The 25,783-nt window shown below is 61.1% G+C and carries 30 protein-coding genes; 20 read left to right on the top strand and 10 right to left on the bottom strand.

The window, feature by feature from the left end; genetic code table 11:
* Positions 1–2: 2 nt before the first annotated feature.
* From ABMC88_RS01695 to ABMC88_RS01680, 4 genes are all read left to right on the top strand, one after another.
* Positions 3–1,049, top strand: coding sequence for an MBL fold metallo-hydrolase (locus ABMC88_RS01695; protein WP_349575101.1), 1,047 nt, complete (start codon positions 3–5; stop codon positions 1,047–1,049).
* 3 nt (positions 1,050–1,052) lie between these two features.
* Positions 1,053–1,517: a DUF6173 family protein gene (locus tag ABMC88_RS01690; protein ID WP_349575100.1), complete on the top strand. Its 465-nt coding sequence runs from the start codon at positions 1,053–1,055 to the stop codon at positions 1,515–1,517.
* 102 nt (positions 1,518–1,619) lie between these two features.
* Positions 1,620–1,754, top strand: coding sequence for an aa3-type cytochrome c oxidase subunit IV (locus ABMC88_RS01685; protein WP_349575099.1), 135 nt, complete (start codon positions 1,620–1,622; stop codon positions 1,752–1,754).
* A gap of 15 nt (positions 1,755–1,769) precedes the next feature.
* Entirely contained in the window at positions 1,770–2,369 is a 600-nt protein-coding gene (locus ABMC88_RS01680) for a hypothetical protein (RefSeq protein ID WP_349575098.1), read from the top strand.
* On the opposite strand, the gene ABMC88_RS01675 is transcribed toward ABMC88_RS01680, so the two are convergent.
* Together ABMC88_RS01675 and ABMC88_RS01670 are read right to left on the bottom strand one after the other, a co-directional pair.
* Positions 2,358–2,684: an AzlD domain-containing protein gene (locus ABMC88_RS01675; RefSeq protein ID WP_349575097.1), complete on the bottom strand. Its 327-nt coding sequence runs from the start codon at positions 2,682–2,684 to the stop codon at positions 2,358–2,360. The two genes, ABMC88_RS01680 and ABMC88_RS01675, sit on opposite strands and share 12 nt — an antisense overlap.
* Positions 2,681–3,397 (bottom strand): AzlC family ABC transporter permease, encoded by a 717-nt coding sequence (locus tag ABMC88_RS01670; protein ID WP_349575096.1) that lies wholly within the window; start codon positions 3,395–3,397, stop codon positions 2,681–2,683. The genes ABMC88_RS01675 and ABMC88_RS01670 overlap by 4 nt, the downstream gene beginning before the upstream one ends.
* A 23-nt stretch (positions 3,398–3,420) precedes the next feature.
* Here ABMC88_RS01670 and ABMC88_RS01665 point away from each other — a divergent pair, with 23 nt between their 5' ends.
* The 6 genes from ABMC88_RS01665 to ABMC88_RS01640 all read left to right on the top strand — a co-directional run bounded on the left by ABMC88_RS01665 (position 3,421) and on the right by ABMC88_RS01640 (position 8,678).
* On the top strand, positions 3,421–4,332 hold the full coding sequence (locus ABMC88_RS01665; RefSeq protein WP_349575095.1) for a formate dehydrogenase accessory sulfurtransferase FdhD: 912 nt from the start codon (positions 3,421–3,423) through the stop codon (positions 4,330–4,332).
* Positions 4,329–4,880 carry a hypothetical protein gene (locus ABMC88_RS01660; protein ID WP_349575094.1) on the top strand — a complete coding sequence of 184 codons (552 nt, stop codon included), beginning with the start codon at positions 4,329–4,331 and terminating at the stop codon, positions 4,878–4,880. The genes ABMC88_RS01665 and ABMC88_RS01660 overlap by 4 nt, the downstream gene beginning before the upstream one ends.
* Positions 4,881–4,983: 103 nt before the next feature.
* Positions 4,984–5,586, top strand: a complete 603-nt coding sequence (gene mobA, locus ABMC88_RS01655) for a molybdenum cofactor guanylyltransferase MobA (protein ID WP_349575093.1) — start codon at positions 4,984–4,986, stop codon at positions 5,584–5,586.
* A complete protein-coding gene (mobB, locus tag ABMC88_RS01650; RefSeq protein ID WP_349575092.1) occupies positions 5,583–6,074 on the top strand; it encodes a molybdopterin-guanine dinucleotide biosynthesis protein B in 492 nt (163 codons plus the stop codon). The genes mobA and mobB overlap by 4 nt, the downstream gene beginning before the upstream one ends.
* The gene (locus tag ABMC88_RS01645) at positions 6,071–8,182 is read left to right on the top strand and encodes a molybdopterin-binding protein (RefSeq protein ID WP_349575091.1); all 2,112 of its coding nucleotides are present in this window, start codon (positions 6,071–6,073) and stop codon (positions 8,180–8,182) included. The genes mobB and ABMC88_RS01645 overlap by 4 nt, the downstream gene beginning before the upstream one ends.
* 10 nt (positions 8,183–8,192) lie before the next feature.
* Positions 8,193–8,678 carry an aggregation factor core gene (locus tag ABMC88_RS01640; RefSeq protein WP_349575090.1) on the top strand — a complete coding sequence of 162 codons (486 nt, stop codon included), beginning with the start codon at positions 8,193–8,195 and terminating at the stop codon, positions 8,676–8,678.
* Between the two features lie 4 nt (positions 8,679–8,682).
* On the opposite strand, the gene ABMC88_RS01635 is transcribed toward ABMC88_RS01640, so the two are convergent.
* Both ABMC88_RS01635 and greA read right to left on the bottom strand, forming a co-directional pair.
* Positions 8,683–9,759: a hypothetical protein gene (locus ABMC88_RS01635; RefSeq protein WP_349575089.1), complete on the bottom strand. Its 1,077-nt coding sequence runs from the start codon at positions 9,757–9,759 to the stop codon at positions 8,683–8,685.
* Positions 9,760–9,773: 14 nt separating this feature from the next.
* Positions 9,774–10,244: a transcription elongation factor GreA gene (gene greA / locus ABMC88_RS01630; RefSeq protein WP_349575088.1), complete on the bottom strand. Its 471-nt coding sequence runs from the start codon at positions 10,242–10,244 to the stop codon at positions 9,774–9,776.
* Positions 10,245–10,753: 509 nt separating this feature from the next.
* Between greA and ABMC88_RS01625 the strand changes: the two genes are divergently transcribed.
* The 3 genes from ABMC88_RS01625 to ABMC88_RS01615 all read left to right on the top strand — a co-directional run bounded on the left by ABMC88_RS01625 (position 10,754) and on the right by ABMC88_RS01615 (position 15,069).
* Positions 10,754–12,403 (top strand): electron transfer flavoprotein-ubiquinone oxidoreductase, encoded by a 1,650-nt coding sequence (locus tag ABMC88_RS01625; RefSeq protein ID WP_349575087.1) that lies wholly within the window; start codon positions 10,754–10,756, stop codon positions 12,401–12,403.
* A gap of 169 nt (positions 12,404–12,572) precedes the next feature.
* Entirely contained in the window at positions 12,573–14,273 is a 1,701-nt protein-coding gene (locus ABMC88_RS01620; RefSeq protein ID WP_349575086.1) for a tetratricopeptide repeat protein, read from the top strand.
* A complete protein-coding gene (locus tag ABMC88_RS01615; RefSeq protein ID WP_349575085.1) occupies positions 14,263–15,069 on the top strand; it encodes a 4-(cytidine 5'-diphospho)-2-C-methyl-D-erythritol kinase in 807 nt (268 codons plus the stop codon). Before ABMC88_RS01620 ends, ABMC88_RS01615 begins: the two co-directional genes overlap by 11 nt.
* On the opposite strand, the gene ABMC88_RS01610 is transcribed toward ABMC88_RS01615, so the two are convergent.
* Positions 15,062–16,048 (bottom strand): polyprenyl synthetase family protein, encoded by a 987-nt coding sequence (locus ABMC88_RS01610; protein WP_439655558.1) that lies wholly within the window; start codon positions 16,046–16,048, stop codon positions 15,062–15,064. The two genes, ABMC88_RS01615 and ABMC88_RS01610, sit on opposite strands and share 8 nt — an antisense overlap.
* Positions 16,049–16,114: 66 nt before the next feature.
* Between ABMC88_RS01610 and ABMC88_RS01605 the strand changes: the two genes are divergently transcribed.
* The 3 genes from ABMC88_RS01605 to ABMC88_RS01595 all read left to right on the top strand — a co-directional run bounded on the left by ABMC88_RS01605 (position 16,115) and on the right by ABMC88_RS01595 (position 17,340).
* Entirely contained in the window at positions 16,115–16,330 is a 216-nt protein-coding gene (locus tag ABMC88_RS01605; RefSeq protein ID WP_349575083.1) for a putative signal transducing protein, read from the top strand.
* Complete coding sequence (locus ABMC88_RS01600) at positions 16,327–17,067, top strand: tRNA1(Val) (adenine(37)-N6)-methyltransferase (protein WP_349575082.1); 741 nt, start codon at positions 16,327–16,329, stop codon at positions 17,065–17,067. Before ABMC88_RS01605 ends, ABMC88_RS01600 begins: the two co-directional genes overlap by 4 nt.
* Positions 17,068–17,175: 108 nt before the next feature.
* Positions 17,176–17,340 (top strand): YdcH family protein, encoded by a 165-nt coding sequence (locus ABMC88_RS01595; protein WP_349575081.1) that lies wholly within the window; start codon positions 17,176–17,178, stop codon positions 17,338–17,340.
* Here ABMC88_RS01595 and yddG read toward each other — a convergent pair.
* The 5 genes from yddG to ABMC88_RS01570 form a co-directional block, all read right to left on the bottom strand.
* Complete coding sequence (gene yddG, locus ABMC88_RS01590; protein ID WP_349575080.1) at positions 17,337–18,206, bottom strand: aromatic amino acid exporter YddG; 870 nt, start codon at positions 18,204–18,206, stop codon at positions 17,337–17,339. The two genes, ABMC88_RS01595 and yddG, sit on opposite strands and share 4 nt — an antisense overlap.
* Positions 18,206–19,141 (bottom strand): transcriptional regulator GcvA, encoded by a 936-nt coding sequence (locus ABMC88_RS01585; RefSeq protein WP_349575079.1) that lies wholly within the window; start codon positions 19,139–19,141, stop codon positions 18,206–18,208. Before ABMC88_RS01585 ends, yddG begins: the two co-directional genes overlap by 1 nt.
* Positions 19,142–19,467: 326 nt before the next feature.
* Positions 19,468–20,190, bottom strand: a complete 723-nt coding sequence (gene phbB, locus ABMC88_RS01580; RefSeq protein WP_349575078.1) for an acetoacetyl-CoA reductase — start codon at positions 20,188–20,190, stop codon at positions 19,468–19,470.
* A gap of 82 nt (positions 20,191–20,272) precedes the next feature.
* Complete coding sequence (locus tag ABMC88_RS01575; protein WP_349575077.1) at positions 20,273–21,448, bottom strand: acetyl-CoA C-acetyltransferase; 1,176 nt, start codon at positions 21,446–21,448, stop codon at positions 20,273–20,275.
* Between the two features lie 153 nt (positions 21,449–21,601).
* Positions 21,602–22,444: an EAL domain-containing protein gene (locus ABMC88_RS01570; RefSeq protein WP_349575076.1), complete on the bottom strand. Its 843-nt coding sequence runs from the start codon at positions 22,442–22,444 to the stop codon at positions 21,602–21,604.
* A gap of 109 nt (positions 22,445–22,553) precedes the next feature.
* Here ABMC88_RS01570 and ABMC88_RS01565 point away from each other — a divergent pair, with 109 nt between their 5' ends.
* The 4 genes from ABMC88_RS01565 to hisC all read left to right on the top strand — a co-directional run bounded on the left by ABMC88_RS01565 (position 22,554) and on the right by hisC (position 25,781).
* Positions 22,554–23,123, top strand: a complete 570-nt coding sequence (locus ABMC88_RS01565) for a DNA-3-methyladenine glycosylase I (protein WP_349575075.1) — start codon at positions 22,554–22,556, stop codon at positions 23,121–23,123.
* 158 nt (positions 23,124–23,281) lie between these two features.
* The gene (locus ABMC88_RS01560) at positions 23,282–23,680 is read left to right on the top strand and encodes a c-type cytochrome (protein ID WP_349575074.1); all 399 of its coding nucleotides are present in this window, start codon (positions 23,282–23,284) and stop codon (positions 23,678–23,680) included.
* 225 nt (positions 23,681–23,905) lie between these two features.
* Positions 23,906–24,526 carry a 30S ribosomal protein S4 gene (rpsD, locus tag ABMC88_RS01555; protein WP_349575073.1) on the top strand — a complete coding sequence of 207 codons (621 nt, stop codon included), beginning with the start codon at positions 23,906–23,908 and terminating at the stop codon, positions 24,524–24,526.
* A 172-nt stretch (positions 24,527–24,698) separates the two neighbouring features.
* The gene (gene hisC, locus ABMC88_RS01550; RefSeq protein ID WP_349575072.1) at positions 24,699–25,781 is read left to right on the top strand and encodes a histidinol-phosphate transaminase; all 1,083 of its coding nucleotides are present in this window, start codon (positions 24,699–24,701) and stop codon (positions 25,779–25,781) included.
* Positions 25,782–25,783 lie beyond the last annotated feature (2 nt).

Here is a 25,783-nt window from a genome sequence, read left to right as displayed (position 1 = left end):
TAATGGCCGATACTCCCCCCCAAGGCTTGCGTTACCCGTGGGATACCCCGCCTAGCGGATCGGAAGCGATCGAGGTCGCCCCCGGTGTGCTGTGGCTGCGTTTGCCGCTGCCGATGAAGCTGGACCACGTCAACGTCTACGCGCTGGACGAGGGCGACAGCTGGACCATCATCGACACGGGCTTTGCGTCGAAAAAGACCAAAGCGATCTGGACCGAGATCATGGCAGGCCCCCTGGGCGGTAAACCTGTCAGCCGCGTTGTCGTAACCCACCACCACCCCGACCACATCGGCCTCGCCGGTTGGTTCCAATCCGAACACGGGGCCGAGCTGGCGACGACCCGCACCGCATGGCTGACGGCGCGGATGCTGACGCTGGATGTGCAGGAAACCCCGCCCGAGGAAAGCCTTGCCTTCTACCGCACGGCAGGCATGACGCCCGAGATTTACGCCAAACGTGCCGCCGACCGCCCGTTCAACTTTGCCGACATCGTGGCCCCGCTGCCGCTGGGCTTCAGGCGGCTGAAACAGGACGACACGATCGCAATGGGCGGGCGCACTTGGGACATCCACATGGGCAACGGCCACGCGCCCGAACACGCCACCTTCTGGAGCCGTGACGACAATCTGGTGATTTCAGGCGATCAGATCCTCTCGTCGATCAGCCCGAATGTTGGCGTCTACCCGACCGAGCCTATGGCCGACCCTATTGGCGAATGGCTGGAGGCCTGCGAACGTCTCGCGCCTCTGGCGCGGGCCGATCATCTGGTGCTGGGCGGTCACAAGCTGCCCTTTACGGGTCTGCCCAAACGGATGGAACAGCTGATCGAGAATCACCACAGCGCGCTGAAACGGCTTGCCGCTTATATCGACACGCCCAAATCCGCAGGCGAGGTTTTCTCACCCCTGTTCAAAAGAGCGATAGGTGAGGGGGAATATGGCCTCGCACTGGTTGAAGCCTTCGCGCATTTGAGCCACCTTCACCAAACAGGGCTGGCCACGCGCACATTGCGCGAGGACGGCGCGTGGCTGTATCAAAGTAAAGGGTAGCACATGGGCGATCAGATCAAGACAACGGCAGAAGCCGCCGAGGCAGGCGCGCTGCCGCGTGCGCATGAGGTTCACACAGACCCCGACGCACCCAACGCCAAAGATCAGGCCGTGCCGAAACGCGTCAGCGACAAACCCGTCGCGCAGAAAACGCCCGCGCAATGGGCCTATGAACGCACGGTGCTTTACCTCAAGAAATTCGAGGAAGGTCTGGACGAGGACCACGAGGTTGCCATGGGCTTTGCGGGCACGGATGCAGGTGTGCTCAAGATCGAAGGAATGGGCTATTTCGACCCTGACATCGTGACGTTTTACGGCGCCGACCCTACGGGAGCCAAAATGCAACTGGTCCAGCACGTCAGCCAACTCAGCGTGGTGCTGCGCGCCCTGCCAAAGCCGCGCGAGGCCAGCGCGCCCAACCGCATCGGTTTCAAGTTGATCGAGGACCTAGAGCAGGGCGACGCATAACTGCGGCATCTTAGGTAGATTTCCCGAATCCAGCGTGACACAACGCGCAAAATACCGTAACTGCTGCGCGATACGTAGCCAAACAGACAAAAGGGGCATCCCATGGCAGAACATGAGCATGGCAGCATGGACACCAAAGTCCACGAAAAGACATTTAACGGGTTTGTTACTTTCGTCACGCGTGCGACTATCGTAATCATCGGTATCCTTTTGTTTATGGCGGTTTTCGCCCGCTAGTCAGGCGTTATCGGTATGATCAAACCTCTTCTTGCACTGTCGCTGGCCGCTGCCGTTCTTGCCGGCTGCTCCGAGAAGGGGAAAGAATCGCCCGCCGCCGAGATCGAGCAGGCGATTTACCAAAACAGCGGACCGCCGCGTCTGACGTTGATCACCATGATCAACAACCGCTCGGGCGCGGGGGCACATTCGGCGCTGTTGGTGGAAAGCACGCAATCGGTTTTGTTCGACCCCGCAGGCTCGTTCGAGCATGAGGACCTGCCCGAACGCGGTGATGTCCTGTACGGCATGACGCCTGCGTGGATCGAGCGATATATCTCGGCCCATGCGCGGATGGAGTTCCACGTGGTGCGCCAGGAGATTGCGGTGACACCTGCCCAAGCGGCCCGTGCGCTGCAACTGGTACAGGCCAATGGTCCGGTGCCAAGCGCGTTCTGCGCGAATGCGACATCGGGATTGTTGCGGCAAATTCCGGGCTTTCAGGGGATCAAGCAGGGGTTTTACCCGCTTAAACTGATGGCCCAGATCGAAGCGTTGCCAAATGTGAAAACCACCAAACATTTTGAAGATGACGCGGGCAATGTGCGCGACGGCGTCGCCAATCTATCCCAGTAGATACAGCAACCCATAGAGCGTTCCCGCCCCGCTAAAGATCGCCATCAACACATTCTTTGTGAACAATCCGACGGTCAGCGTGACCGCTGCTGCCGCAACGCGGGGCAAATCAAACGCGCCGTCTGTGGCCGCGGGCCATATCACCTGGGGGGCCACAAGTGCGGGCAGGATCGCCACCGCAGTATAGCGCAAGTGCCGCAACAGCCAGTCGGGCATGGCGCGGTTGCCGACCAACCCCGTGAACATAAACCGCATACCAAAACTGCCCAAGCCCAGCACGATGATGACGGTCCACAGTGTGCCTGTCTCAATCATGTCGGTCTCCCCCGCCGTTCAAGCCAAAGCTCTGTCTGCGCGCCTGCCATCATGCCCGCGATACCTGCGATGATCAGCCCCAGCGAGTAGGGCACACCAGCCGCCGCAATGGCGACGACAACGGCAACCAAAGCGGCCACCACGTGCGCCGCGGTGCGGAACATGGGCGCGATCATGGCCAAAAAGGTGATGGGAATCGCAAAATCCAGCGCCCAACTGTCTGGCACCTGTGCGCCCAATACGGCACCCACCAACGTAAACAGATACCACAGCGGCACGATCGGCGTGACCGCACCCAGAAAATAACTGACCCTCTCGGGCACCGTCATCTGCGGCTCTGCCTCGAACTTCGACACGCCCACCACATAGGATTGGTCGACGGTCATATAGGCGCAAAGCGCCCGCTGCCACAGCGGGGCGGCGCCGATGTAGGGGGTCAGCGAGGCCGAATACATCGCCATCCGCAGGTTCACCGCCAACGCCGAGATCAGCACAACAACCGTCGGCGCATTTTCCTGCATCAGTTGCAGCGCGGTGAATTGCGCGGCTCCTGCGATCACCACAACCGAAAACGCGAGAGTTTCAAACACGCTCAGCCCTGCTTCGGTTGCAAGCACGCCGAACAGGGTGGAAAACGGGATGATGACCAAAATGAACGGGCTACTGTCGATGACCCCTTGGCGGTATGCTGATTTGCGGCTGGTAGAGGTCATGCGTTGCCCTTAGATTACATAACATGCGTAGCGTGTTGCTGTGGGGGGTGCAATTGGCTGAACTTGATGATTTGTCCGACTATCTGATTGCGCCTGATCCGGCCGCACACAGGCTGACGCGTGCGGTGACAGGCACGGACCATACGGGCGCCGTGCAGCAGATCAATGTGGTCGAAGAGCGGCCGCTGACGATCTATCTGAACAGTCAGGAAATCGTGACCGCGATGACCATCGGCGATTATCCTGATTATCTGGCGCTGGGCTTTCTGCGCAATCAGGGCATGCTGGGCGCGGAGGATCAGATCACAGGCGTCGATTATGACGAAGAGCTTGAGGTTGTTGTTGTCCGCACGGCAACCGAGACGGATTTCGAGGACAAGATGCGCCGCAAGACCCGCACCAGCGGCTGCGCGGTTGGCACCGTCTTTGGCGATATGATGGAGGGGCTGGAGGGCGTTACACTGCCGCAAACGCCTGTGCGTACCTCATGGCTTTATGCGCTGTCGGCCAGGATCAACCGCACGCCAAGCCTGTATTTGCAAGCGGGCGCGATCCATGGCACGGTGCTGTGCTGCGCCGATAGGCCGTTGGTGTATATGGAGGATGTGGGCCGCCACAATGCCGTCGATAAAATCGCGGGCTGGATGTTGGCCGAAGGTGTCGATGCCTCTGACAAAATTCTTTATACCACTGGCAGGCTGACCTCTGAAATGGTGATCAAAACGGCGATGATGGGGATTCCTGTGCTGGCCTCGCGCTCCGGTTTTACGGCCTGGGGGGTAGAGATTGCGCAGCAGCTTGGCCTCACGCTGATCGGGCGGATGAAAGGGCGGCGGTTCATGTGCCTCGCGGGCGAGGACCGTTTGCTGCGCGATGCAGACCCCGCCAGCGTCGCGGATGAGCCGAAACGAAGCGGCAGAAAGGCAGCCCCATGACCACGCAAAGCTGGAAGTTGACTGTGCGTGCCAATGCCGCAGAAACATTCGAGGCGATGACCCTTGCAGGTAGTGTTATGATGCAGGGCAAAGGGCGCGTGTTGCAGATTGTGCATGCTGTCTTTGTCGGGCTCTTTGCGCCGTTGGGGGCCACGATGTTTGTCTGGGTTATGGTTCAGATGTTTGGCGGCCCAAAGTTGGGTGCGCTGCCCGTGGCGGCCCTTCCCCTGACGCTGATAGCGTTTGGCTTCATGTCTATGTGGTTGCTGAAGCGGGTCTATTTCGTCGTGGCGGAATGGACGGTTGCATCAAAATTCGGTCGGATGCAGCAGGTCACAATCGACGCGCAGGGCATCGTGCAGGAGAGTGGCCATAGCCGTTGGCACAGCGGCTGGGCCGATGTGGCGGCGGTGCGCAAGGGCAAGAAGACCATCGCGCTCTCGATTTCCGGCGTGGCCATTGCCCTGCCGCTCGCCGCCTTTCCCGATCCGCCCGAAGCCGCGCGCGCCTTGGCCGCGATGCAAAGCTGGCAAGAGGCGGCGCAATGACGTCATCTCAGATGCGCTATCTTGTGCCTGATGCGGCATTGCCTGCCGGCACCGCAGCTGACGCCTTCCGCGTCGACCTAAATACATGGATCGAGGCCACACGATGAAGCAACCCTTGGGCGTTATTCTTGCAGGCGGGCAGGCCACGCGCATGGGCGGTGGCGACAAGGGCTTGCGGCTGTTGGGCGGTCAAACCCTGCTGGCGCGGGTCGAGGCGCGGCTGGCGCCCCAGGTGGCGGATGTCGCGCTCAATGCCAACGGCGATCCTGCACGGTTCGCTGCGATGGGGATGCCCGTGATCGCCGACAGTCTGGAGGGGTTCAACGGCCCGCTTGCGGGCGTTTTGGCCGGCCTTGATTGGGCAGCTGCACAAGGGGCCGAGACGATCGTGACGGTTGCCGCTGACACGCCGTTCTTTCCCTGCGATCTGGTGCCGCAGCTTCTGCTTGCGTCCGAGGGGATGGCCCATCCGCTGGTCCTTGCCGCCACGCCCGATGCCAAGCGGGGGCGCGCACGGCATCCGACCTTTGGCCTGTGGCCCGTGGCTTTGCGCGACGATTTGCGTGACGCGCTGAACGGCGGTCTGCGCAAGGTCGTGCTGTGGAGCGATCAGCATCAGGGCCGCGAGGCGATGTTCCCTGATGAGACTGCCTTTTTCAACGTGAACACCCCCGATGATCTGGCCCATGCGGAGACGATGTTATGAATATCTACGGTGTCACGGGCTGGAAGAACGCTGGCAAAACCGGCCTGATGGAACGGTTGGTGACCGAGATCACGGGCCGCGGTATGACCGTTTCAACAGTGAAGCACGCGCATCATAGTTTTGACGTCGATCACCCCGGCAAGGACAGCTTTCGCCACCGCGAGGCTGGGGCCAGTCAGGTGCTGCTGGCCTCGCGCAATCGCATCGCCCTGATGCACGAATTGCGCGACGCGCCAGAGCCGCCTTTGGCCGATCTGCTTGCGCAACTGGCCCCTGTCGATCTGGTGCTGGTCGAAGGCTATAAGCGCGACAGCCACGCAAAGATCGAGGCGCACCGCAGCATTACGGGCAACCCGCTTATTGCACCCGATGATCCCACCATTCGGGCTGTTGCCTCGGATACGGCGCTTGCGCTGGACCGCCCTGTTTTTGATCTGGATGACACAACGGCCATCGCAGATTTCATCTTGCGGGACTTGGGGATGTGAGCGGCTTTGACACGATCCTTGTGGCCGATTGGTCCGCGGGCAAACGCGCAGGACCAACCCCGCGCAAGGATGCCATTTGGATCGGGATCACCCGCGATAGTGTCTCGCACGACCCCGTCTATTGCCGCAGCCGCCAAGAGGCCGAGGCGCAGATCGCGCAAATCATCGCGGAAGAGGTCGCCGCAGGCCGCCGGGTGCTCTGCGGCTTTGATTTCCCCTTTGGCTATCCCATAGGGTTCGCCCGCCATGTGACGGGGGCGGATGATCCCTTTGCTCTGTGGGACTGGTTCGAGAGGCAGATCACCGACGCCCCTGACGGCACCAACAACCGCTATGACGTGGCCGAGACGTTGAACGCGATGTTCGAGGGCGCAGGCCCGTTCTGGGGCAAGCCACATGCTGAAAAATGGCCGGATGTTCCTTACCGCAAAGCGGGTATCGTCTATGACCTATGCGCGGAAAAGCGGGTGTGCGATGCACGGGCCAAAGCGTCCTCATCGTGTTTTCAGCTGGCTTTTCCGCCCACGGTCGGAGGGCAGATGATGGTGGGCCTGCCCATGCTCAACCGCTTGCGGCGGATGCAGGGCGTGGCCGTTTGGCCGTTCCAGCCATGGGAGGACGCGCCCGTGGTGCTGGCCGAAGTCTGGCCGGGCGTGATTGAGGGGGCCGTTCGGTCGCAGCTGGCGCAGGAGGGTGCGGATGCGATCCGCGACAGCGTGCAGGTGCGGCTGCTGGCCGATGCGTTGGCGCGGCTGCCCGCGCCCGAGCTTGCCGCGCATATGGCCGATCTCGCGCCCGAAGCGAGCGAGGAAGCGTGGATTTTGGGGGCCGGCCTGACGGACCGTTTGGAGGCACTGGTGCAGCCTGCGCCGACCTTGCGAAACGACTGTTTTGCGCTTCCTCAAGGTGTGCATTGGACACCCGTGGACGAGGCGTTGGACCTTTTGCGGGCGCGACTAGCCTGTGTGACGCGGCACGAAACAGTGCCGTTGGCCGATGCAAAAGGCCGCATTGCGGCCTGCGATTTGGGTGCGGTGCGCGCCAATCCGCCGTTGCCCAATACGGCTGTGGATGGCTACGGGTTTGCTGGTGGGCGGGCGGATGGACGGCACCGTCTGCCTTTGGTCGTGGGGCGTGCGGCGGCGGGGGATGCGCCAACCGTTGTCCCGACGGGGCACGCGATACGCGTGCTGACGGGGGCGGCGCTGCCGCAGGGCGTGGATACCGTGATCTTGCAAGAGGACGTCACGGTTGCAGACGGCCACGTCATCTTTCAAGGCGCAATGAAACAGGGCGCAAACACCCGCAAATCGGGCGAAGACGTAGAGGCGGGCGACCCCGTTCTGCACCGAGGGCGCGTGATCACGGCGGCTGATCTGGCGCTGTTGGCCGCGACGGGAGTGGCCGAGGTTGTGGTGCATACCCCCCTGCGCGTCGGCGTGCTGTCGACGGGGGATGAATTGGTCGAGGCAGGCGCATATGCGGCTGAAGGCCAGATATATGACGCCAACCGCCCTATGTTGCTGGCGCTGATTGCTGCGATGGGGCACCGGCCCGTTGATCTGGGCCGCGCCCCTGATGACCGCGCTGCGTTGCGCGGGTGTCTGGACGGCGCGGTGGGGCAGGTGGATGCCGTGTTGACCAGCGGTGGTGCGTCTGCGGGCGACGAAGACCATGTCTCGGCGCTGCTGCGGGAGGCAGGGGCCATGGCGCTTTGGCGCATCGCAATCAAACCGGGCCGCCCGCTCGCGCTGGGCATGTGGAGCGGGGTGCCGGTGTTTGGCCTGCCGGGCAATCCGGTGGCCGCGATGGTGTGCAGCCTGATCTTTGCCCGCCCTGCTTTGGCGCAGTTGGCAGGTGCGCAATGGCAAAGCCCCCAAGGTTTCATGGTGCCCGCAGCATTCACAAAAACCAAAAAGGCAGGTCGCCGTGAATACCTGCGCGCGCGCATGCGCGAGGGCCGTGTAGAGGTCTTTTCCTCCGAAGGATCGGGGCGTATTTCGGGGCTAAGCTGGGCAGAAGGTCTGGTCGAGCTAGATGACAAAGCGCAAGAGGTGAAAGAGGGCGATCCGGTCCGTTATATCCCTTTTGCCAGTTTTGGCGTTTAGGAGACGAGATATGTGGAAGACATCCATCGCACTGATGTGTCTGGCGGGCGCGGCCCAGGCCGCGGATTGCACGGGCGCGTCCTTGCGGTTTGTAGAAAGTGCACCGCGCGACCGTTTTGAATTGCAGATCGGCACGCAGCCGTTGCGGGCCGTGACGGTTGATTTGCGCGGCTCTGCGGGGCGGTTGATCTTTGACACCGAAGACGGCGGCACGGGCGTCGAGGTGTTCCAACCCCTGCGTGATGAAGGTGGCACGCAGGCAAGCGATGTGGCCGACGGGGCAGAGGTGATCAAGGTCGCGCTGCGCGAAACAGCTGCGGGCGGGCGGGCCGCGTTCTCGATTGATGTGGACGACAGGATGACGTCATCCGATTTGGGGCAAATCCGCGTGACAGGGGGCGAGATGGCAGGCGCCACCGCGATCTTCGAGACGGCGGATGGCACGCAGATCAAGGCGGTGTTTGACGACCGCAACCGTGCGCAGGTCTGTTCCTGACGGGTTAGTCGAAAGTTCCCGCAACGCGCCCCAGCAACATAAAGGCGCGTGCGCTGCGGGTGTCTGCCATGGCGGATACTTCGGCGTCGCTGGCGACTTTTTCAAACTCTGAAAACAGCTTGTCAAAGCGGCGCAAAAAGTGGTGTGCGGCGTCGCGGAAGATCGGGTCTTGCTTCATGCGCCCTGCCGTCAGCGCAAGAGACGAGCGGTCGCGGATACCGCCCAATGCGGCTACAGCGCGGCCACGGGACCCTTGGCCGAACATGCGCCAGATTTCGGGGCGGGCGCGGTCTGGGCGTAAATCATCCATATAGATGCCGTCCTGGCTGAGCAGGGTCAAAATGTCCTGCGCGGCCTGTATCAGTTGCGATGCGTTTCGGTCCTGCATGGCGCGGCGGAGCGCGGCAAAGCCTTCCTCGTCCTCGGCGGTTTCGGGGAAATTCAGCGCACGGATCAGATCATCCCCCTCAACGGGCGGGGCCATATCGGTGGTCTGGGTGCCCAGCTCAAGCGCGGGTTGATCTTGTGAGGGGGCTTCGGCAACGGGGGCGGCAACGGCGCGGGGCGGGTCTTCGCGGCGGGTCGAGAAGGTGGCAAGCGCGGTTTCAGTCTTGCGCGTGGCTGCTGCGATCTCGTCCAGTTTGCGGCTGACCGATGGGCCTGCGCCGCCTTGTTGCTGCGCGATATAGGCCTGACGGATGGCATCAATCGCGGCCTGCAAACGCTGGCTTTCTTCGCGCATGACACGGCTTGCCCGCGCCGCTGTGGCCGCGACCCAGATCATGGCGACAGGCATAAAGATCGCCAGCATCGTCATCAGAAAGCGCAATCCGCCCTGACCTTCGGGGGTCGGGGCCTGTGGCAGGAAGACGAAAAAGATCAAACAGCCCAGCAACCACAGGACAGACATGACCACGGCTGTGATCTCGATCCCTGTTATGCCTTCGGACCGCGCCTTGTCATAGATACCAAGGGGGGTGGGGCGGCTGGCCGCGGGCTTGCCGCTGCTTTTGCGTGCCGCCGCAGGGGCGCGAACGGGGGGCTGTTCGGGGGCAGAGGCTGCAGAGGGGGCGTCAGACATGATCCGCACTCCGCTTACGCATAGACGATCTTGAGAACCTCATAGGATTTCCCACCCCCCGGTGTGCGCACTTCGACACTATCCCCTTCGTCCTTGCCGATCAGTGCACGGGCGATGGGCGACTTGATGTTGAGCAGGCCTTTCTCGATGTTGGCCTCGTATTCTCCAACAATCTGATAGGTCTTTTCCTCATCGGTATCTTCATCCACCAACGTCACGCGCGCGCCGAATTTGATGGTGCCGGACAGCTTGGCGGGGTCGATCACCTCGGCCAGTGAAATAGCACCTTCCAGCTCTTTCACGCGGCCTTCGATGAAGGACTGCTTTTCCTTGGCCGAATGGTATTCGGCGTTTTCGGACAGATCGCCGTGCTCACGCGCTTCGGCGATGGCCGTGATGATGGCGGGGCGCTCAACGGTTTTGAGGTGCTTAAGCTCGGTCTCGAGGGCGATGTGGCCCTCGCGGGTCATTGGAATTTTTTCCATGGCGTATCATGTCCGTCATACTAAGGCGCGCCCCGATGGAATTTCGGAGCGCGTGTTGGTGTTGCCTGTTACCTGACCCAAGTTATGCGTCAAATGCAAGCGGATAAGGCGCGGGCGCTGGCGTGGTTTCGCCTAGTGGCAGCGGGGTGTGATATAGTTGGCGAGCTCGTATTCGGTGTCGTCATGGTTCTGGATATAGCGCCGCCTTGCCAGCGGGTGTGCGAGCCAAACAGGCTTTGCATCCAGCTGGCCGCCGCGCCCACTGCCTGAGCCTTGATGCGTGTGCGCTGAACAACCCTGCCGATGCGGCGGCAGCCAAGGGGGAGGGGTCCGCTATGTGATGGGCGACATGCGCTGTTAGCGCTCACTGCGGAAGTGTCAGGCAGAAAATGATAAATCTGCACGGAAATTGACCCCTTCGGGCCGTTTTTACGCCTCGTCGTGATTGCAAAGATGCAGGCCAGCCGCTACCTCGGTCCAAACCGTTTTTACGCAAAGGGAGCGCCCACATGGCCGAGATGACACGCGAAGCGATGGAATATGACGTTGTAATCGTGGGGGCGGGTCCTGCGGGCCTGTCGGCTGCGATCCGGCTCAAACAGCTGGACGCCGATTGCAACATTGTTGTGCTTGAGAAGGGCTCGGAAGTGGGCGCGCATATCCTGTCGGGCGCTGTGCTGGACCCGTGTGGCCTTGATGCGCTGATTCCTGACTGGAAAGACAAAGGCGCGCCGCTGAACGTGCCGGTGATCGAGGATAACTTTTACGCATTGGGCGAGCAGGGCGAAGTACGCATCCCCAACTTCCCCATGCCCCCGCTGATGAACAACCACGGCAACTACATCGTCTCCATGGGCAACGTCTGCCGCTGGATGGCAGAACAGGCCGAGGAAATGGGCGTGGAGATTTTCCCCGGCATGGCGTGCTCGGAACTCGTCTATGGCGAGAACGGCGAAGTCAAAGGTGTTGTCGCGGGCGAGATGGGCTTGGGTGCCGATGGCAAGCCCGGCCCCTCATACGAGCCGGGCATGGAGTTGCATGGCAAATACGTGTTCCTGTCCGAGGGCGTGCGCGGCAGCCTGTCCAAGCAGGTGATCGCGAAATACGATCTGGCCAAAGGCAAAGAGCCGCAGAAATATGGCCTTGGCATGAAAGAAATCTGGGAGATTGATCCCGCCAAGCACAAAGAAGGTTCCGTCACGCATACGATGGGCTGGCCATTGGGCAGCAAAGCGGGCGGCGGTTCGTTCATCTACCACCTTGAAAACAATCAGGTCTATGTGGGTTTTGTCGTCCATCTTGGCTATAAAAACCCGCATGTCTTCCCCTATATGGAATTCCAGCAGTTCAAGCATCACCCGATGGTGGCCGAACTGCTGAAAGGCGGCAAACGTGTCGCTTACGGTGCGCGTGCGATCACCGAAGGCGGCTACCAGTCCATGCCCAAGATGGTGGCCCCCGGCGTGGCGCTGCTGGGCTGTTCTGTCGGCATGGTCAACGTGCCGCGCATCAAGGGCAACCACAACGCGATGCTTTCGGGCAAAGCGGCGGCCGAAGCGGCACATGCTGCGATGGCGGCGGGCCGTTCAGGCGATGAGCTGCCTGACTATGAGGCAGAGGTCCGTGACGGCGAGATCGGCAAAGACCTCTACAAAGTGCGCAACGTCAAGCCGCTGTGGTCGAAATTCGGCCTCGTTGCCTCGCTGGCCGTTGGTGGCTTTGACATGTGGTGCAACACGCTGTTCGGCGGCTCGCTTTTGGGTACCATGGGGCACGGCAAATCCGACGCCGACGCGACCGAGGAAGCCTCCAAGCATGAAGAGATCAAATACCCCAAGCCGGACGGCACGCTCAGCTTTGACCGCCTGACCAATGTGGCGTTCTCGTTTACCAACCACGAAGAAAGCCAGCCCGCGCACCTGACGTTGAAAGACGAGACTGTGCCTGTGGAAGTGAACCTTGCAAAATACGCGGGCCCCTCGGCACGCTATTGCCCTGCGGGTGTGTATGAGTTCGTCGAGAAAGACGGCAAGGACGCCTTTGTCATCAACTTTCAGAACTGTGTGCATTGTAAAACATGTGACATCAAAGACCCCAGCCAGAACATCGTCTGGACCACGCCTCAGGGCGGGGACGGTCCGAACTATCCTAACATGTGATACGCATCTTAATGCGATAGGAACTGCCGCTCCCTATGACGGGGGCGGCAGTTTGCGTTTGTAGGGGGCGGTTCACGCTGGCGTGTGATTGTGCGGGTGCCATTGCGTGGCCGCGCAAACATGCTAGCCTGTGATAAAAGAAAAGAGGCATGAGCAGATGCAGAAATTTATGAAAACAGCCAGCGCGGTGGCCTTGGTGTTGGCCTTGGCCGCTCCTGCGGGCGCGCAGTCGCTGGCGGGGTCCTATCTGGCGGGGCGCAGCGCGGCGGTGAACAATGACTTCAAGGCAGCGGCTGAATACTACAGCGCGGCCATGGCGCGGGATGCGGGCAACGTCGAGCTGATGGACGACGCGGTGCTGGCCTATCTGGCGCTGGGTCGGATTGACCGCGCATTGCCGCTTGGCCGTGCGATCATCGCCTCGGGCCAACGCTCGCAGGGGGCGCGGATGGTGTTGACCGCCGGTATGATCGACGACGGCGAATATGCCGCATTGGCGCAGCGCGAAATCCAGACCGAAGGCATCAGCCCGTGGGTCGACGGGTTGGTCAAGGCGTGGTCGCTGATCGGTGCAGATGATGTTGACGGGGCGATGGCGCAATTCGACGCCATCTCGACCGAGGCGGGGATGACGGGCGTTGTCTCCTACCACAAGGCCTTGGCGCTGGGCACATTGGGCCGCTACGCCGAGGCAAACGCCTTGTTTGAAGGCGACGGGCCCGGTGCCGCTGCCCGTACGCGGCGCGGTGTGATTGCGCGGGCCGAGATTTTGTCGCAACTGGATCGCAACGCAGACGCCGTCAAGCTGATTGCCGATACGTTCAACGGTGCCACAGATCCCGAACTGGACAGCCTGATCCAACGGCTCGACGCGGGCGAGACGCTGCCCTTTACCCACGCCCCCACCGCCCGTGCGGGACTGGGTGAGGTTTTCTATACCTTCGCGGCCCTTTTGCGTGCCGAACAGGCCAGCGATTATTACACGTTGCTCTACGCCCGCATCGCCCGCCACCTGCGCCCCGAGCATGTGGATGCGCTGTTGCTGACGGCAGATTTGTTGGAAAGCCTTGGTCAGAATGAACTGGCGATTGATGAATACCGCAAGATTGACGCGAATGACCCCGCCTATCACGTGGCCGAGCTGGGCCGTGCCGCGGCGCTGCGTCGGTTGGACAAGGCCGACCAAGCGATCGAAGTGCTGGAGCAATTGGCCAAAAGCCACGGTGATCTGGCGGTTGTGCACTCGACCCTTGGTGATGTGCTGCGCGCCCAAGACGAAGAACAGGCCGCGATCGAGGCTTATACCCGTGCGCTGGACCTCACTGCCGAGGGCGACAACCGTGCGTGGTTCTTGCACTTCTCGCGGGGCATCGCCCATTCGCGTGATGGGGATACCGTAAAGGCCGAAGAGGACTTTCGCGCCGCCCTTGCGATCAACCCTGACCAGCCGCAGGTTCTGAATTACCTTGGCTATTCACTGGTGGAGGAACAGCGCAAGCTGGACGAGGCGCTGGATATGATCGAACGCGCTGTCGCGGCCAGCCCCGACAGTGGCTATATCGTGGACAGTCTGGGTTGGGTCTATTTCCGCCTTGGCCGCTACCCCGAGGCGGTCGTGCAGATGGAACGCGCCGTTGAGCTGGAGGCCGTGGACCCCGTGGTCAACGACCACTTGGGCGATGTCTATTGGGCCGTGGGCCGCAAGCGCGAGGCGCAGTTCCAGTGGAAGCGTGCCCTGTCGTTTATCCAGTTCAGCACCTCGGACACCGAGGCCGACCCCGACCGCATCCGCCGCAAGCTGGAGGTCGGGCTGGACGAAGTGCTGGCAGAGGAAGGCGCCGAGCCGTTGACGCTGGCCAATGACGACTGAGGCGTTTGCGCCCGCAAAGATAAACCTCACACTGCATGTGACGGGCCAGCGGGCTGACGGGTATCACTTGTTGGACAGTCTGGTGGTTTTTGCGGATGTGGGGGACCGGCTGCGGTTCGATCCGGCGGGTGATTTGCGTCTGACGGTGGACGGGCCATTTGCGGACGGTGTGCCAGCGGACAATCGCAATCTGGTCTGGAAGGCGGCGGAGCTTGCGGGCTGGACGGGGCATATCCATCTGACAAAGAACCTGCCCCATGGCGGCGGGATCGGCGGCGGCTCGTCCGATGCGGCGGCGGTGCTGCGCGTGCTGAACTATGGGGCGGACGCCTTGTCATTGGGCGCGGATGTGCCCGTTTGCCTGCAGCCCCGCGCCGCACGGATGCAAGGGATCGGGGGCGATGTGACGCCCCTGCACGATGATCTGACGTTCTTTGCCGTGCTTGTGAACCCCGCTTTGCATGTCCCGACACCTGCGGTCTTCAAAACCCTGAAGGAAAAGGAAAACCCCGCGATGGCGGCGTTTCCTGCGGAGGGGGTGGCACTGAGCGCATGGATGGATTGGTTGAAGGCGCAACGCAATGATCTGGAGGCGCCCGCCATTGCGGCCGCCCCACAGATCGCCGATGTCCTTACGGCTCTGCGCGGGACACCTGATGTAATGCTTGCGCGCATGTCAGGCTCTGGCTCGACCTGTTTCGGGCTTTATCCAACGGCGCAGACGGCGCGTGCGGCAGCGGCCGCACTGGCCGCCGAGTATCCGCAGTGGTGGTGCGTGGAAACGGTGCTTAGTTAATCCGCGCCACGACGTAGTCGGCCATATCGGTCAGCATGTCCTTGATCTCATGCGCGGGCAGGGCGTCCAATGCCGCTTTTGCCTTTGCCGCCCACGCCAGCGCGTCTTTGCGCGTGGTGGCAAGCGTGCCGTGCTTGTTCAGCAGCGCCAGCGCGTGATCCAGATCACCGTCTTCTTGCTGGCCCTTCTCGATCGTACGGACCCAGAAGGCGCGCTCGTCCGCGTCGGCCAGTGCAATGGCTTTAATCACGGGCAGGGTCAACTTACGCTCGCGGAAATCATCGCCGATGTTCTTACCCGTGGCAGAGGCATCGCCCTGGTAATCCAGCAGGTCATCCACGATCTGAAAGGCGATCCCCAAAGCATCGCCATAGTCAAAGAGTGCCTGAACCTGACTTTGTGGCGCGTCTGCAATCAGACCGCCGACCTCGGTCGCCGCTGAGAACAGCGCCGCCGTCTTGCCGCGCACGATTTGCAAATATGTGCTCTCGTCCGTGGCCAGATTGCGGGCGGCGGTGAGTTGCAGCACTTCACCCTCCGCAATGGTCGCGGCCGCGTTGGACAGGATGCGCATGACGGGCATCGATCCCGGCTCGGTCATCAACTGGAAGCTGCGGGCAAACAGATAGTCGCCCACCAGCACGGACGATTGGTTGTCCCAGAGCAGGTTCGCCGTCGGCCGCCCGCGCCGCTGTTCGCTTTCATCCACGACATCGTCGTGCAGCAGCGTGGCGGTGTGAATGAACTCCACCGTGGCGGCCAGATGGATGTGGTAGGGGCCGCCGTAGCCACACATGGCCGCCGCCGCCAGTGTCAGCATCGGGCGCACGCGCTTGCCGCCTGCGCCAACCAGATGGGCGGTGACTTCGGGAATGCGCGGCGCGTGTTCCGAGGCCATACGCTCGGTGATCAGCGCGCTCACGGCCTCCATCTCTGTTGCCAAGGCGGTGGCCAGTCGTTCGTGTGGTTTCCGGCTCATCTGGTCGCTCATTTTACCGCATCCTAGCGCTCGACATTGGGGCGTGCCCCAGATTACATCACTGTCATGAAAGAACTACTGCGCAGCACCGATCCTACGATCATCGCCTTTGCCACAGCCCTGTTGCAGGGCGAGGATATAGACTGCTTCTCGCTCGACGACAATATGAGCATCCTTGAAGGCGGCATCGGGATTTTCCCGCGCAGATTGATGGTGCGCGAGGATGATCACACAGCCGCCCTGCGCGTGATCACCGACAACGAGATTCCGTTGGGCAAGTGAGCGACGACGACCTCAGCCATGACGCGTTTCTGGGCGGCCTGTTGCATCTGTGGCAGCCCCGCACGGGATACCGCGCAGGCGTCGATCCCGTGCTGCTCAGCGCCACTATACCAGCGGTTTCGGGGCAATCGGTGCTGGAGCTGGGCTGTGGTGTGGGGGCGGCAATCCTGTGCCTTGGGGCGCGTGTATCGGGGTTGCAGCTGACAGGCGTCGAGCGTGAACAGATCTATGCGCGGCTTGCCGAACGCAATGGCGCGGACAGTTTGGAGGTGGTCGAGGCGGACATCGCAGCCCTTCCATTGACGTTACGTCAGCGTCAATTTGACCACGTTCTTGTGAACCCGCCCTACTGGCGACGCAGTGCTTCGGTCGCGGCGGACAACCGCGTGCGCGAGGCCGCCCTGGGCGAGGCGACTCCGCTGGCGTTGTGGATCACCACGGCGGCCAAACGGTTACGCCCGCGTGGCCAGCTGCATGTGATCCACCGCGCCGAGCGGTTGCCCGATCTGTTGGCAGCACTTCCCCACGATATGGGCAGCATCGAGGTCCTGCCCATCGCAGCCCGCACAGGCCGCGCGGCAGAGCGTGTGATTTTGCGAACGATCAAATCGGGACGGGCGGATTTTCGCCTGCATGCGCCGCTGATTCTGCATCGCGGCGACAGCCATGCGGACGGGGACCAGTATACGCCACAGGTCCGTGCGGCCTTGCGTGCTGGGGCGATGCTGGAATTTTAAGCGGCGTTAAGGCGTTGTTCACACCTTCTGGGCCTATGCTGCGGGGCGGCGTGACTTTGGAGGGAAGTCATGCTTGACTGAAGATGCACTTTAACAACTGGAGGAAGTATGTCCCTAAACGCACATCTTGAAACGTTGAAAAAGAAGCACCGCGACATGAGCGAGGCGATTGAGGTTGCCCAACGTGCCCCGGGCGTAGACGGTTTGGAACTGTCCAATATGAAAAAGCAAAAAATGCGGTTGAAGGAAGAAATCACCCGTCTATCGAGTTAGCGGTTTTCTGAAAAGCTGGCGCGCGCTGCGATCAGCGCGCCGCCAGTGATTAACAACGCGGCCCAAAGCAGGGTCATGCTGGGCGCTGAGATGCCCACAGCCACCAAGACAAGCGTAGACAAAAGCGGCGCGGCATAGGAGCTGGTTCCAAGAAGCTGAATGTCCCCGCGCTTGCACCCGATGTCCCAAACATAGAACGCAAAGCCGACTGGCCCAAGGCCCAGTGCCGCGATGCTGGCCCAGCCCACCATGGTTGCGGGCAGGACGGTGTCCTCGAACATCAGGTGTAGTGGAAACGACAGTAGGCTGGTCCCGATGCAAAACACTGCCACGCTGGCCGTGGGCGCATCCCCCACCAGCCGTGACAACACCGAATACCCCGCCCAAGTGAAGGCTGCCAGCAAAGCCAGCAAGTAGCCCGATAGGGATGCTGTGTTCAGGCCCGTGCCTCCGCCGCCGATAATCAGCGCCGCACCGGCAAAGCCAAGGATTGCGCCGATCACATGGCCCGCACGCAGCTTTTCGGAGGGGAGCAGCCCCGAGAATACGACAATCAGCAAAGGCCAAAGATAGGCGATCAGCCCCGCTTCGGCAGCGGGGGCAAGGCGGAGGGCCGAGAAATACATCAAATGGTAGGCAAATAGACCCAGCGTGCCGAAGAGGTAGACGCGCAGCGGCACCTGCCGCATCTGGGCCGCACTGCCTGTGACCGCCGCCCAAACCAGCCCGACCACACCGCCGATCCCGAAGGCCAATGTATTGAGCAGCAACGGCGGTGTCGGGGCAGAGCCTACGGTAAACAGCGCCAGCAGCGCCCAAAGAAGAACTGCTACAAATCCGGTGGCTGTGGCTTTGGTACGGGTCATCAAGAGGCGCCTTCAATGATGGTGAGGTTGGCGGTGATATGCGCGGTTTTCTCGATCTCCGCTAGTATCCAGTCGCGGAACATTGCGATTTGGGGGCGTGTCTCCATCCCCTTCAGGCACAAAAAGCTGAACCGCGCCCCCGTGTTGAGGGCGGTCGGAAAAGGCGCGACCAGCCGCCCCTCGTCCAGATCCTTGACCACCAAGGCGCGGCGGCCCAGCACCATGCCAACACCAGCCAATGCCGCGTCGACGGCATGATCCGCCTGCGAAAACCGTGGGCCGTTGACCGGAGTGAATGGCGTACCCATCGCTTCGAACCACGTCGACCATCCCATCGGCGCGGGCAGGAAGCTGATGGATTCGTCAAAGATCAGCGGGGCGTCTTTGAGGCTCTCTACCGTTGGATATTGCGCGGCAAGTGCGGGCGTCATCACCGGCATGATCCATTCGTCGGCGAGCGGGATTGAATAGAGGTCCGGCGTGGCCTTGTCACTAAACCTGATCGCCACATCGACATTGTCGCGGGCCAGATCCATCCTGTGCAACCCAGCGGCAAAGCGCAGCTCGACCTCGGGGTGTGCTTGGGCAAAGTCATATAGGCGCGGGGCCAGCCATTTGGCAGTAAAGGCGGGGCCTGCGGTCACGGTCAGGGTTTGCGTATCTTGGGTGCGTTGCGCGGCACGCCATGCGGTGGCGAGGGTTTGGAAGCCCTCGGCGGCCCCCGTGGACAGGGCTGCGCCCGCCTCGGTCAGTTCAACAGCGCGGTTCAGGCGACGAAACAGCGGCGCGCCCAGATGTTCCTCAAGGGATTTGATCTGGAATGACAAGGCGGCGGGGGTCACGTTGAGCTCGGCCGCCGCTTGAGCAAAGGACATATGTCGCGCAGCGGCGTCAAAGGCGCGTAGCGCGGTGAGAGGAGGAAGGCGGTTGGACATGCTTCAGTTAAGTACAGCTTAAGTGAAGCATTGGAAAGTCTCGTTTGTACGAATGCTATGCGGGGGCCATATTGGGGTCAGACCAGAGAGATTGATCCGAACCGGATTAGCCACAGGAGAAACGATATGTTTGAAGCCACAACAAACCCCGCCGCCCGCACTGCCATGAACTCTGCCCATGCCGTCCGTGGCCAGATGATGGCCGACTTTTTTGCGTGGTTGCGTCGGGCATAATTTTCCGCTGACTGTGTGCACGCAGTCTTACGGAATAAAACGGGGCCGGTGGTTTGATCCACCGGCCCCGACTTGTTTACGCGGCGCAGTTGTTAGACGAAGAATTGCCCGCCGTTGGCCGTAATGGTCGACCCGTTAATGAAACCTGCGTCGTCGGCCACCAGGAATGATACCGCGCGCGCGATTTCCTCAGGCTCACCCAGACGACCCGTCGGGATTTGCGCGATGATGCTTTCGCGTACTTTTTCCGGCACGGCCATAACCATATCTGTCCCGATATAGCCGGGGCAGATGGCGTTGGCGGTGATGTTGGCGCGTGCGCCTTCTTGGGCCAGCGATTTCACGATGCCCAGATCACCCGCCTTTGTCGCGGCATAGTTCACTTGCGCGAACTGTCCTTTTTGACCGTTGATCGAAGAGATCACGACGATGCGGCCAAATTTGCGCTCGCGCATGCCAGGCCAGACGGGGTGGACGGTGTTGAACACGCCGGTCAGGTTGGTGTCGATGACTTCGTGCCACTGCTGCGGCGTCATTTTGTGGAACGGTGCGTCACGGGTGATGCCCGCATTGGCCACAACCACTTCGATGGGGCCAAGGTCGGCTTCGACCTGTTCGATGCCCGCTTTTGAACTGTCGTAGTCGGCCACGTTCCATTTGTAGGTTTTGATGCCGGTCTCGGCCGTGAAGGCGCTGGCGGCTTCGTCATTGCCTGCATAGGTCGCAGCAACGGTATAGCCCTTTTCCTTGAGTTCTTTGGAAATGGCGGCGCCGATTCCGCGGCTCCCTCCGGTGACAAGTGCGACGCGGGACATGTGATTCTCCTAAAAAATTGGTCGTGAAATCTTATTGCCGTATAAAGGGTGGGCGCGCAACTATATTGCGCGCCCAATTTGATTATGCGCGCTCAAGGCACATGGCAACGCCCATGCCGCCACCGATGCACAGCGTGGCCAGACCTTTTTTCGCGCCGCGACGCTTCATCTCGAACACCAATGTGTTGAGGATCCGCGCACCCGAGGCACCGATGGGGTGGCCGATAGCAATCGCGCCGCCATTGACGTTCACGATGGCAGGGTCCCAGCCCATGTCCTTGTTCACAGCACAGGCTTGGGCGGCGAAAGCTTCGTTTGCTTCAACCAGATCAAGGTCTTCGGCTTTCCAGCCTGCCTTTTCCAGCGCAGCGCGTGAGGCATAGATCGGGCCTGCGCCCATGATGGACGGGTCAAGGCCGACGGTGGCATAAGACGCGATCCGCGCCAGCGGCTCGATCCCGCGCTTTTCGGCGTTTTCAGCGGACATCAGCAAAGCACCCGCAGCACCGTCGTTCAGGCCGGACGCGTTGGCCGCCGTGACAGAGCCGTCTTTGGTGAAGGCGGGGCGCATCTTGGCCATCGCGTCGATGTTTGCGCCGTGGCGGATGTATTCGTCTGCGTCGACGATGGTGTCGCCTTTACGGCCCGGCACAGTGTAGGCAAAGATTTCGTCCTGGAAACGGCCCTCTTTTTGGGCGGATTCGGCCTTGTTCTGCGATGCAACGGCGAATTCATCCTGCGCCTCACGGGTGATCTGCCATTTGTCGGCAACGTTTTCCGCCGTCTGACCCATGTGGTAGCCGTTGAAGGCATCCCACAGGCCGTCTTTGATCATCGTGTCGATCAGCTTCATGTCGCCCATTTTCTGACCCGCACGCAAGGCTTGGGCGTGGGGGGACATGGTCATGTTTTCCTGACCACCTGTGGCAACAATCTCGGCATCGCCAAGCTGGATGTGCTGGGCGCCCAACGCGACCGAGCGCAGACCAGAGCCGCAGACCTGATTGATCGACCATGCGGCAGACGCGATGGGCAGACCCGCGTTCACATGCGCCTGACGGGCGGGGTTCTGGCCCTGACCTGCGGTCAGCACCTGACCCAGAATAGTTTCGGAGACCTCGGCGGCGTCAACGCCCGCGCGGGCCACGATTTCTTTCAGCATGGCAGCACCCAGATCATGGGCGGGGGTGTTGGCGAAGGACCCCCCGAAGCTGCCAACGGCAGTACGGGCGGCGGAGGCGATAACGACATTGGTCATGGAAAGCGGTCCTCTTGTTTGACACAGATCACAGAGGACGAATGTAAATGATGTGCGTAAAAACCAACGCCATCTGCCCCCTGCATTGGCTCATTTCGTATCGCATCTGCTGCGACGCGGCAAGCGCGGGGGTAGAGGGGGCGCGGCGTCGGGTCAGGCCCGACGGGGTCGTTTGGGGGCTTCCATCCAGTCAGGCAAGGTTGTGGGCGCTGCAAAATAATATCCCTGCAGGCAGTCGATCCCGATCTGGGTTGCAAGATGCGCGTCGGCTTCTGTCTCGATGGATTCGGCAACGCTGAGCATGCCGAATTCCAATGCGATGGCGTGCAGCGCACGCACGATGGACTGGTTGTCGGGGTTGCCTGCCATGCCGCGAATGAACTGGCCCGATATCTTGACGATGTCGAAATCGAAGTCTTTGAAATGACGGATCGCCAGTGTGCCCGCGCCGAAATTATCCAAGGCAAAGCAGATGCCCTTGGGCTGCAACCGCGCCATGAAATCCACCACTAATTCAGGAACTTGCATGGTCGAGTTTTCGGTAATCTCAAGGATCAGACGGCTGCCGATCTGCGGAGTTTCGTTCAGAAACCGATTGAGGCAATTCATCCACGGCCGATACCCGATCGACCGCGCAGACATGTTGATAGATAGCCGTAATTCGGGGTGATGGCGCAGTGTGTTCAACCCGTGGCGCAGGGCCAGCACGTCAATCTCGCGGCCTGTGTCGGTGTCTTCGATCCTGCCCATAAATTCGCGGGCAGGGATGACGCGGCCTGTGGGGTCCAGCACGCGGATCAACCCTTCGTGGAACGCGATGTCGCCCGAGGTCAGCCCGTGCATCACCGGTTGAAAGGCCAGCAGGGTCTGGTTGTGGGCGATCGCATCCTGCACCATCTCCATCGTGCTTTTGCTTTGCTGGGTGATGGCAAATTCCAGCGGGCTATGGCCGCCTTCGGGGATGTTGGCCATCCTGCGTTTGTGTAACCCTTGCATGCCGCTGTCCTTTGTCGCTGCCTTTCGGGGGACAGTGCGCCTTGGGCGCTAAAGAGGTGTTAACGGTCAAATTTTGTGCCAAATGTAGCGAAACGGGAGGGGCGATCACATGACACGGTGCGAATGGGCAGGGCCCGAGCAGATATACATCGACTATCACGATACCGAATGGGGCGTGCCGGAGTACGACAGCCGTGCGTTGTGGGAAAAACTGATCCTTGACGGGTTTCAGGCGGGCCTGAGCTGGATCACGATCCTGAAAAAGCGTGACGCGTTTCGCGCGGCCTTTGAAGGGTTCGACCCGCATGTGATTGCCAATTGGGGCGAAGGCGACGTGCAGCGCCTACTGGGCAACGCAGGTATCATCCGCCACCGCGGCAAGATCGAGGCGACAATTACCAACGCGCAAGCGTGGCTGCGGATGGAAGAGCAGGGCGGTTTTGACACGTTCATGTGGAACTATGTCGGCGGTGCGCCCTTGCAAAACCGTTTTGAGCGGCAAGCGGATGTGCCGCCAAAGACAGCGCTCTCCGAGCGTGTGTCAAAAGATCTGAAAAAGGCGGGGTTTAAATTCTGCGGCCCCACGATTGTCTATGCGTGGATGGAGGCCTGTGGATTGGTCAACGATCACTTGGTGGGCTGCCCGCGCCACGCGGACTGTTCCGCGATGCGGCGGTAAGCGTTGCACGGAACGCGCCGCCAAGGCGCGGCTATTATATAGCGCAGAGGCCTGAATGCATCACGGTGCACCAAGTGCGCGGGCGCAGTCCGGTAAGCATTGACCGCCCCGGCGATCGGGCAAAGACTGCACTGAAAAAAAGTGCAGGAGCGCACAGGATGAAACTTTCGATCTTTCCAGTCTTGGTTGTCTTGGCGGGCCTTTCCGCCTGTACGACATCGCAGCCAACGGACCGCGGAGCACAGCTTTATGCCGCCAATTGTGTGGTGTGCCACGGCAGGACGGCCACTGGCGACGGGCCTATGGCGGCAAGCCTGACACCGCGCCCTGCAAACCTGACGCTTCTTGCCCGCAGCAACGGTGGTGTCTTCCCGGCAGACGATGTGATCGCGCAAATCTATGGCTATAGCGGGCGGCACCAATTGGGCGGCATGCCCGATTTTGGTACTGATCTGGCGGGGCCAACGGTGGACTGGACCTCGGCCACGGGGGAGGTGATCGACACGCCAAGATCGTTGATTGATCTGGTGCGCTATCTTGAGGGTATCCAGCAGTAACAAACGTGCGGCAGCGATGGTGCGTATATTTTGGCAAGACGCATTGACTCCGTGCCCCTTATCCCTGTATCGCCGCCCCTGTTGGTGTTGGTGAGCCCCGTGAGGGGGTCTCTGTCGGGGTGAAAACCCAAAGGACAACGCCCTTCACGCTTTTATCATCCCGAAAAGTGGGAACCGGTTTTCGGACAAGATGATGAAGCATAAATTGAAAGAAGGAGAACAGCCGTGACTAAACGCACCGCTGCCAAGCACAAAATTGACCGCCGCATGGGCGAAAACATCTGGGGCCGCGCAAAATCCCCGGTGAACCGTCGTGAATATGGCCCCGGCCAGCACGGTCAGCGCCGCAAGGGCAAGATTTCCGATTTCGGTATCCAGCTGCGCGCCAAGCAAAAGCTTAAAGGTTACTACGGCGACCTGACAGAAAAGCAGTTCCGCCGCATCTACGGCGAAGCCGAGCGTGTAAAAGGCGATACAGGTGAAAACCTGATCGGTCTGCTGGAGCGTCGCCTGGACGCGGTTGTGTACCGCGCCAAGTTCGTGGCAACCGTTTTTGCCGCACGCCAGTTCGTGAACCACCGCCACGTCCGCGTGAACGGCAAACTCGTGAACATCCCCTCCTACCGCGTGAAAGAGGGTGACGTGATCGAAGTACGTGACCGTTCCAAGCAGATGGTAGCACTGGTTGAAGCCACACAGCTGCCTGAGCGTGACGTGCCTGACTACATCGAGGCCGACCATTCAAAAATGACCGCAACATTCGTGCGCACGCCATCCTTGGGCGACGTACCTTATCCAGTGGTGATGGAACCCAACCTTGTGGTGGAATTCTACGCGAAGAACTAATCTTCTCCGCACCGAGTTTGAAAGGGCCGCATCACAGTATGCGGCCCTTTTTCGTTTCGACTTGCCCTATGTGGCGGCACACCGCTGAGGCGGCCGTGCTGCGGCAAGATGGTGGTGGCGCAAACCCCTTCTCGCGGCTAAAACTGGCGTAGAATAGAACTGGACGATGCTTATGACACAGATGATCACACCCCAACCCGGTATCATGGATATCGCGCTTTATCAGGGCGGTGCGTCGCATGTGGAGGGGCATAACAACGTCCTCAAGCTCAGCTCGAACGAGAACCCGTTCGGCCCGTCCCCCGCCGCGATAAAGGCCTATGAGGCCGAGGCGCGGATGCTGCACCGTTATCCCAGCTCGGACCACACCGAATTGCGCGAGGCCATCGGCGATGTCTGGAGCGTGGATCCCGCGCGGGTGATCTGCGGCGCGGGCTCGGACGAGATCATCGCGTTCCTGTGTCAGGCCTACGCGGGCCCCGGCACCGAAGTAATCCATACCGAACACGGCTTTGCCATGTACCGCATTTCGGCGCTGGCGGCAGGCGCCACGCCCGTCGAGGTGCCCGAGCGTGAGCGGGTTACAGACGTTGACGCGATCCTTGCCGCCTGCACCGACAAGACGCGGCTGGTGTTTCTGGCCAACCCCAACAACCCCACCGGCACGATGATCGGGCAGGCGGATGTGGCGCGGCTGGCCGAAGGTATCCCCGCGCAGGCGCTGCTTGTGCTGGACGGTGCCTATGCCGAATATGTCGAGGGCTATGACGGTGGTGCGGCGCTGGTTGAAGCGCGCCAGAATGTCGTGATGACCCGCACGTTTTCAAAGATTTACGGCCTTGGCGGCCTGCGCGTGGGCTGGGGCTATGGCCCGTCGCATGTGATCGACGTCCTCAACCGCGTGCGCGGCCCGTTCAACCTTGGCAATGCAGGGATTGCTGCGGCGACGGCGGCCATGCGTGATGTGGCTTACGTCAATCATTGCCGAACCGAGAACGCCAAATGGCGCACGTGGCTGGCGGATAATCTGGCAGAGCTGGGCGTGCCATCTGACGTCTCGCTCGCCAACTTTATCCTTGCGCGGTTTGCCTCGCAGGAAGAAGCTGTTGCCTGCGATGCCTACCTCAAGACCCAAGGGCTGATCGTGCGCTTGGTGGCGGGCTATAACCTGCCCACTTGCTTGCGGATCACTGTCGGGGACGAGAGTGGATGCAAGCGCATCGTACACGCCATCCGCCAGTTCAAGGAGAGCTGAGC

The organism is Sulfitobacter aquimarinus (assembly GCF_040149565.1).
Classification (GTDB): Bacteria; Pseudomonadota; Alphaproteobacteria; order Rhodobacterales; family Rhodobacteraceae; genus Sulfitobacter; species Sulfitobacter aquimarinus.
The sequence above is the reverse complement of the archived record's forward strand: the minus strand, read 5'-3'. Positions and strand labels throughout refer to the sequence as shown.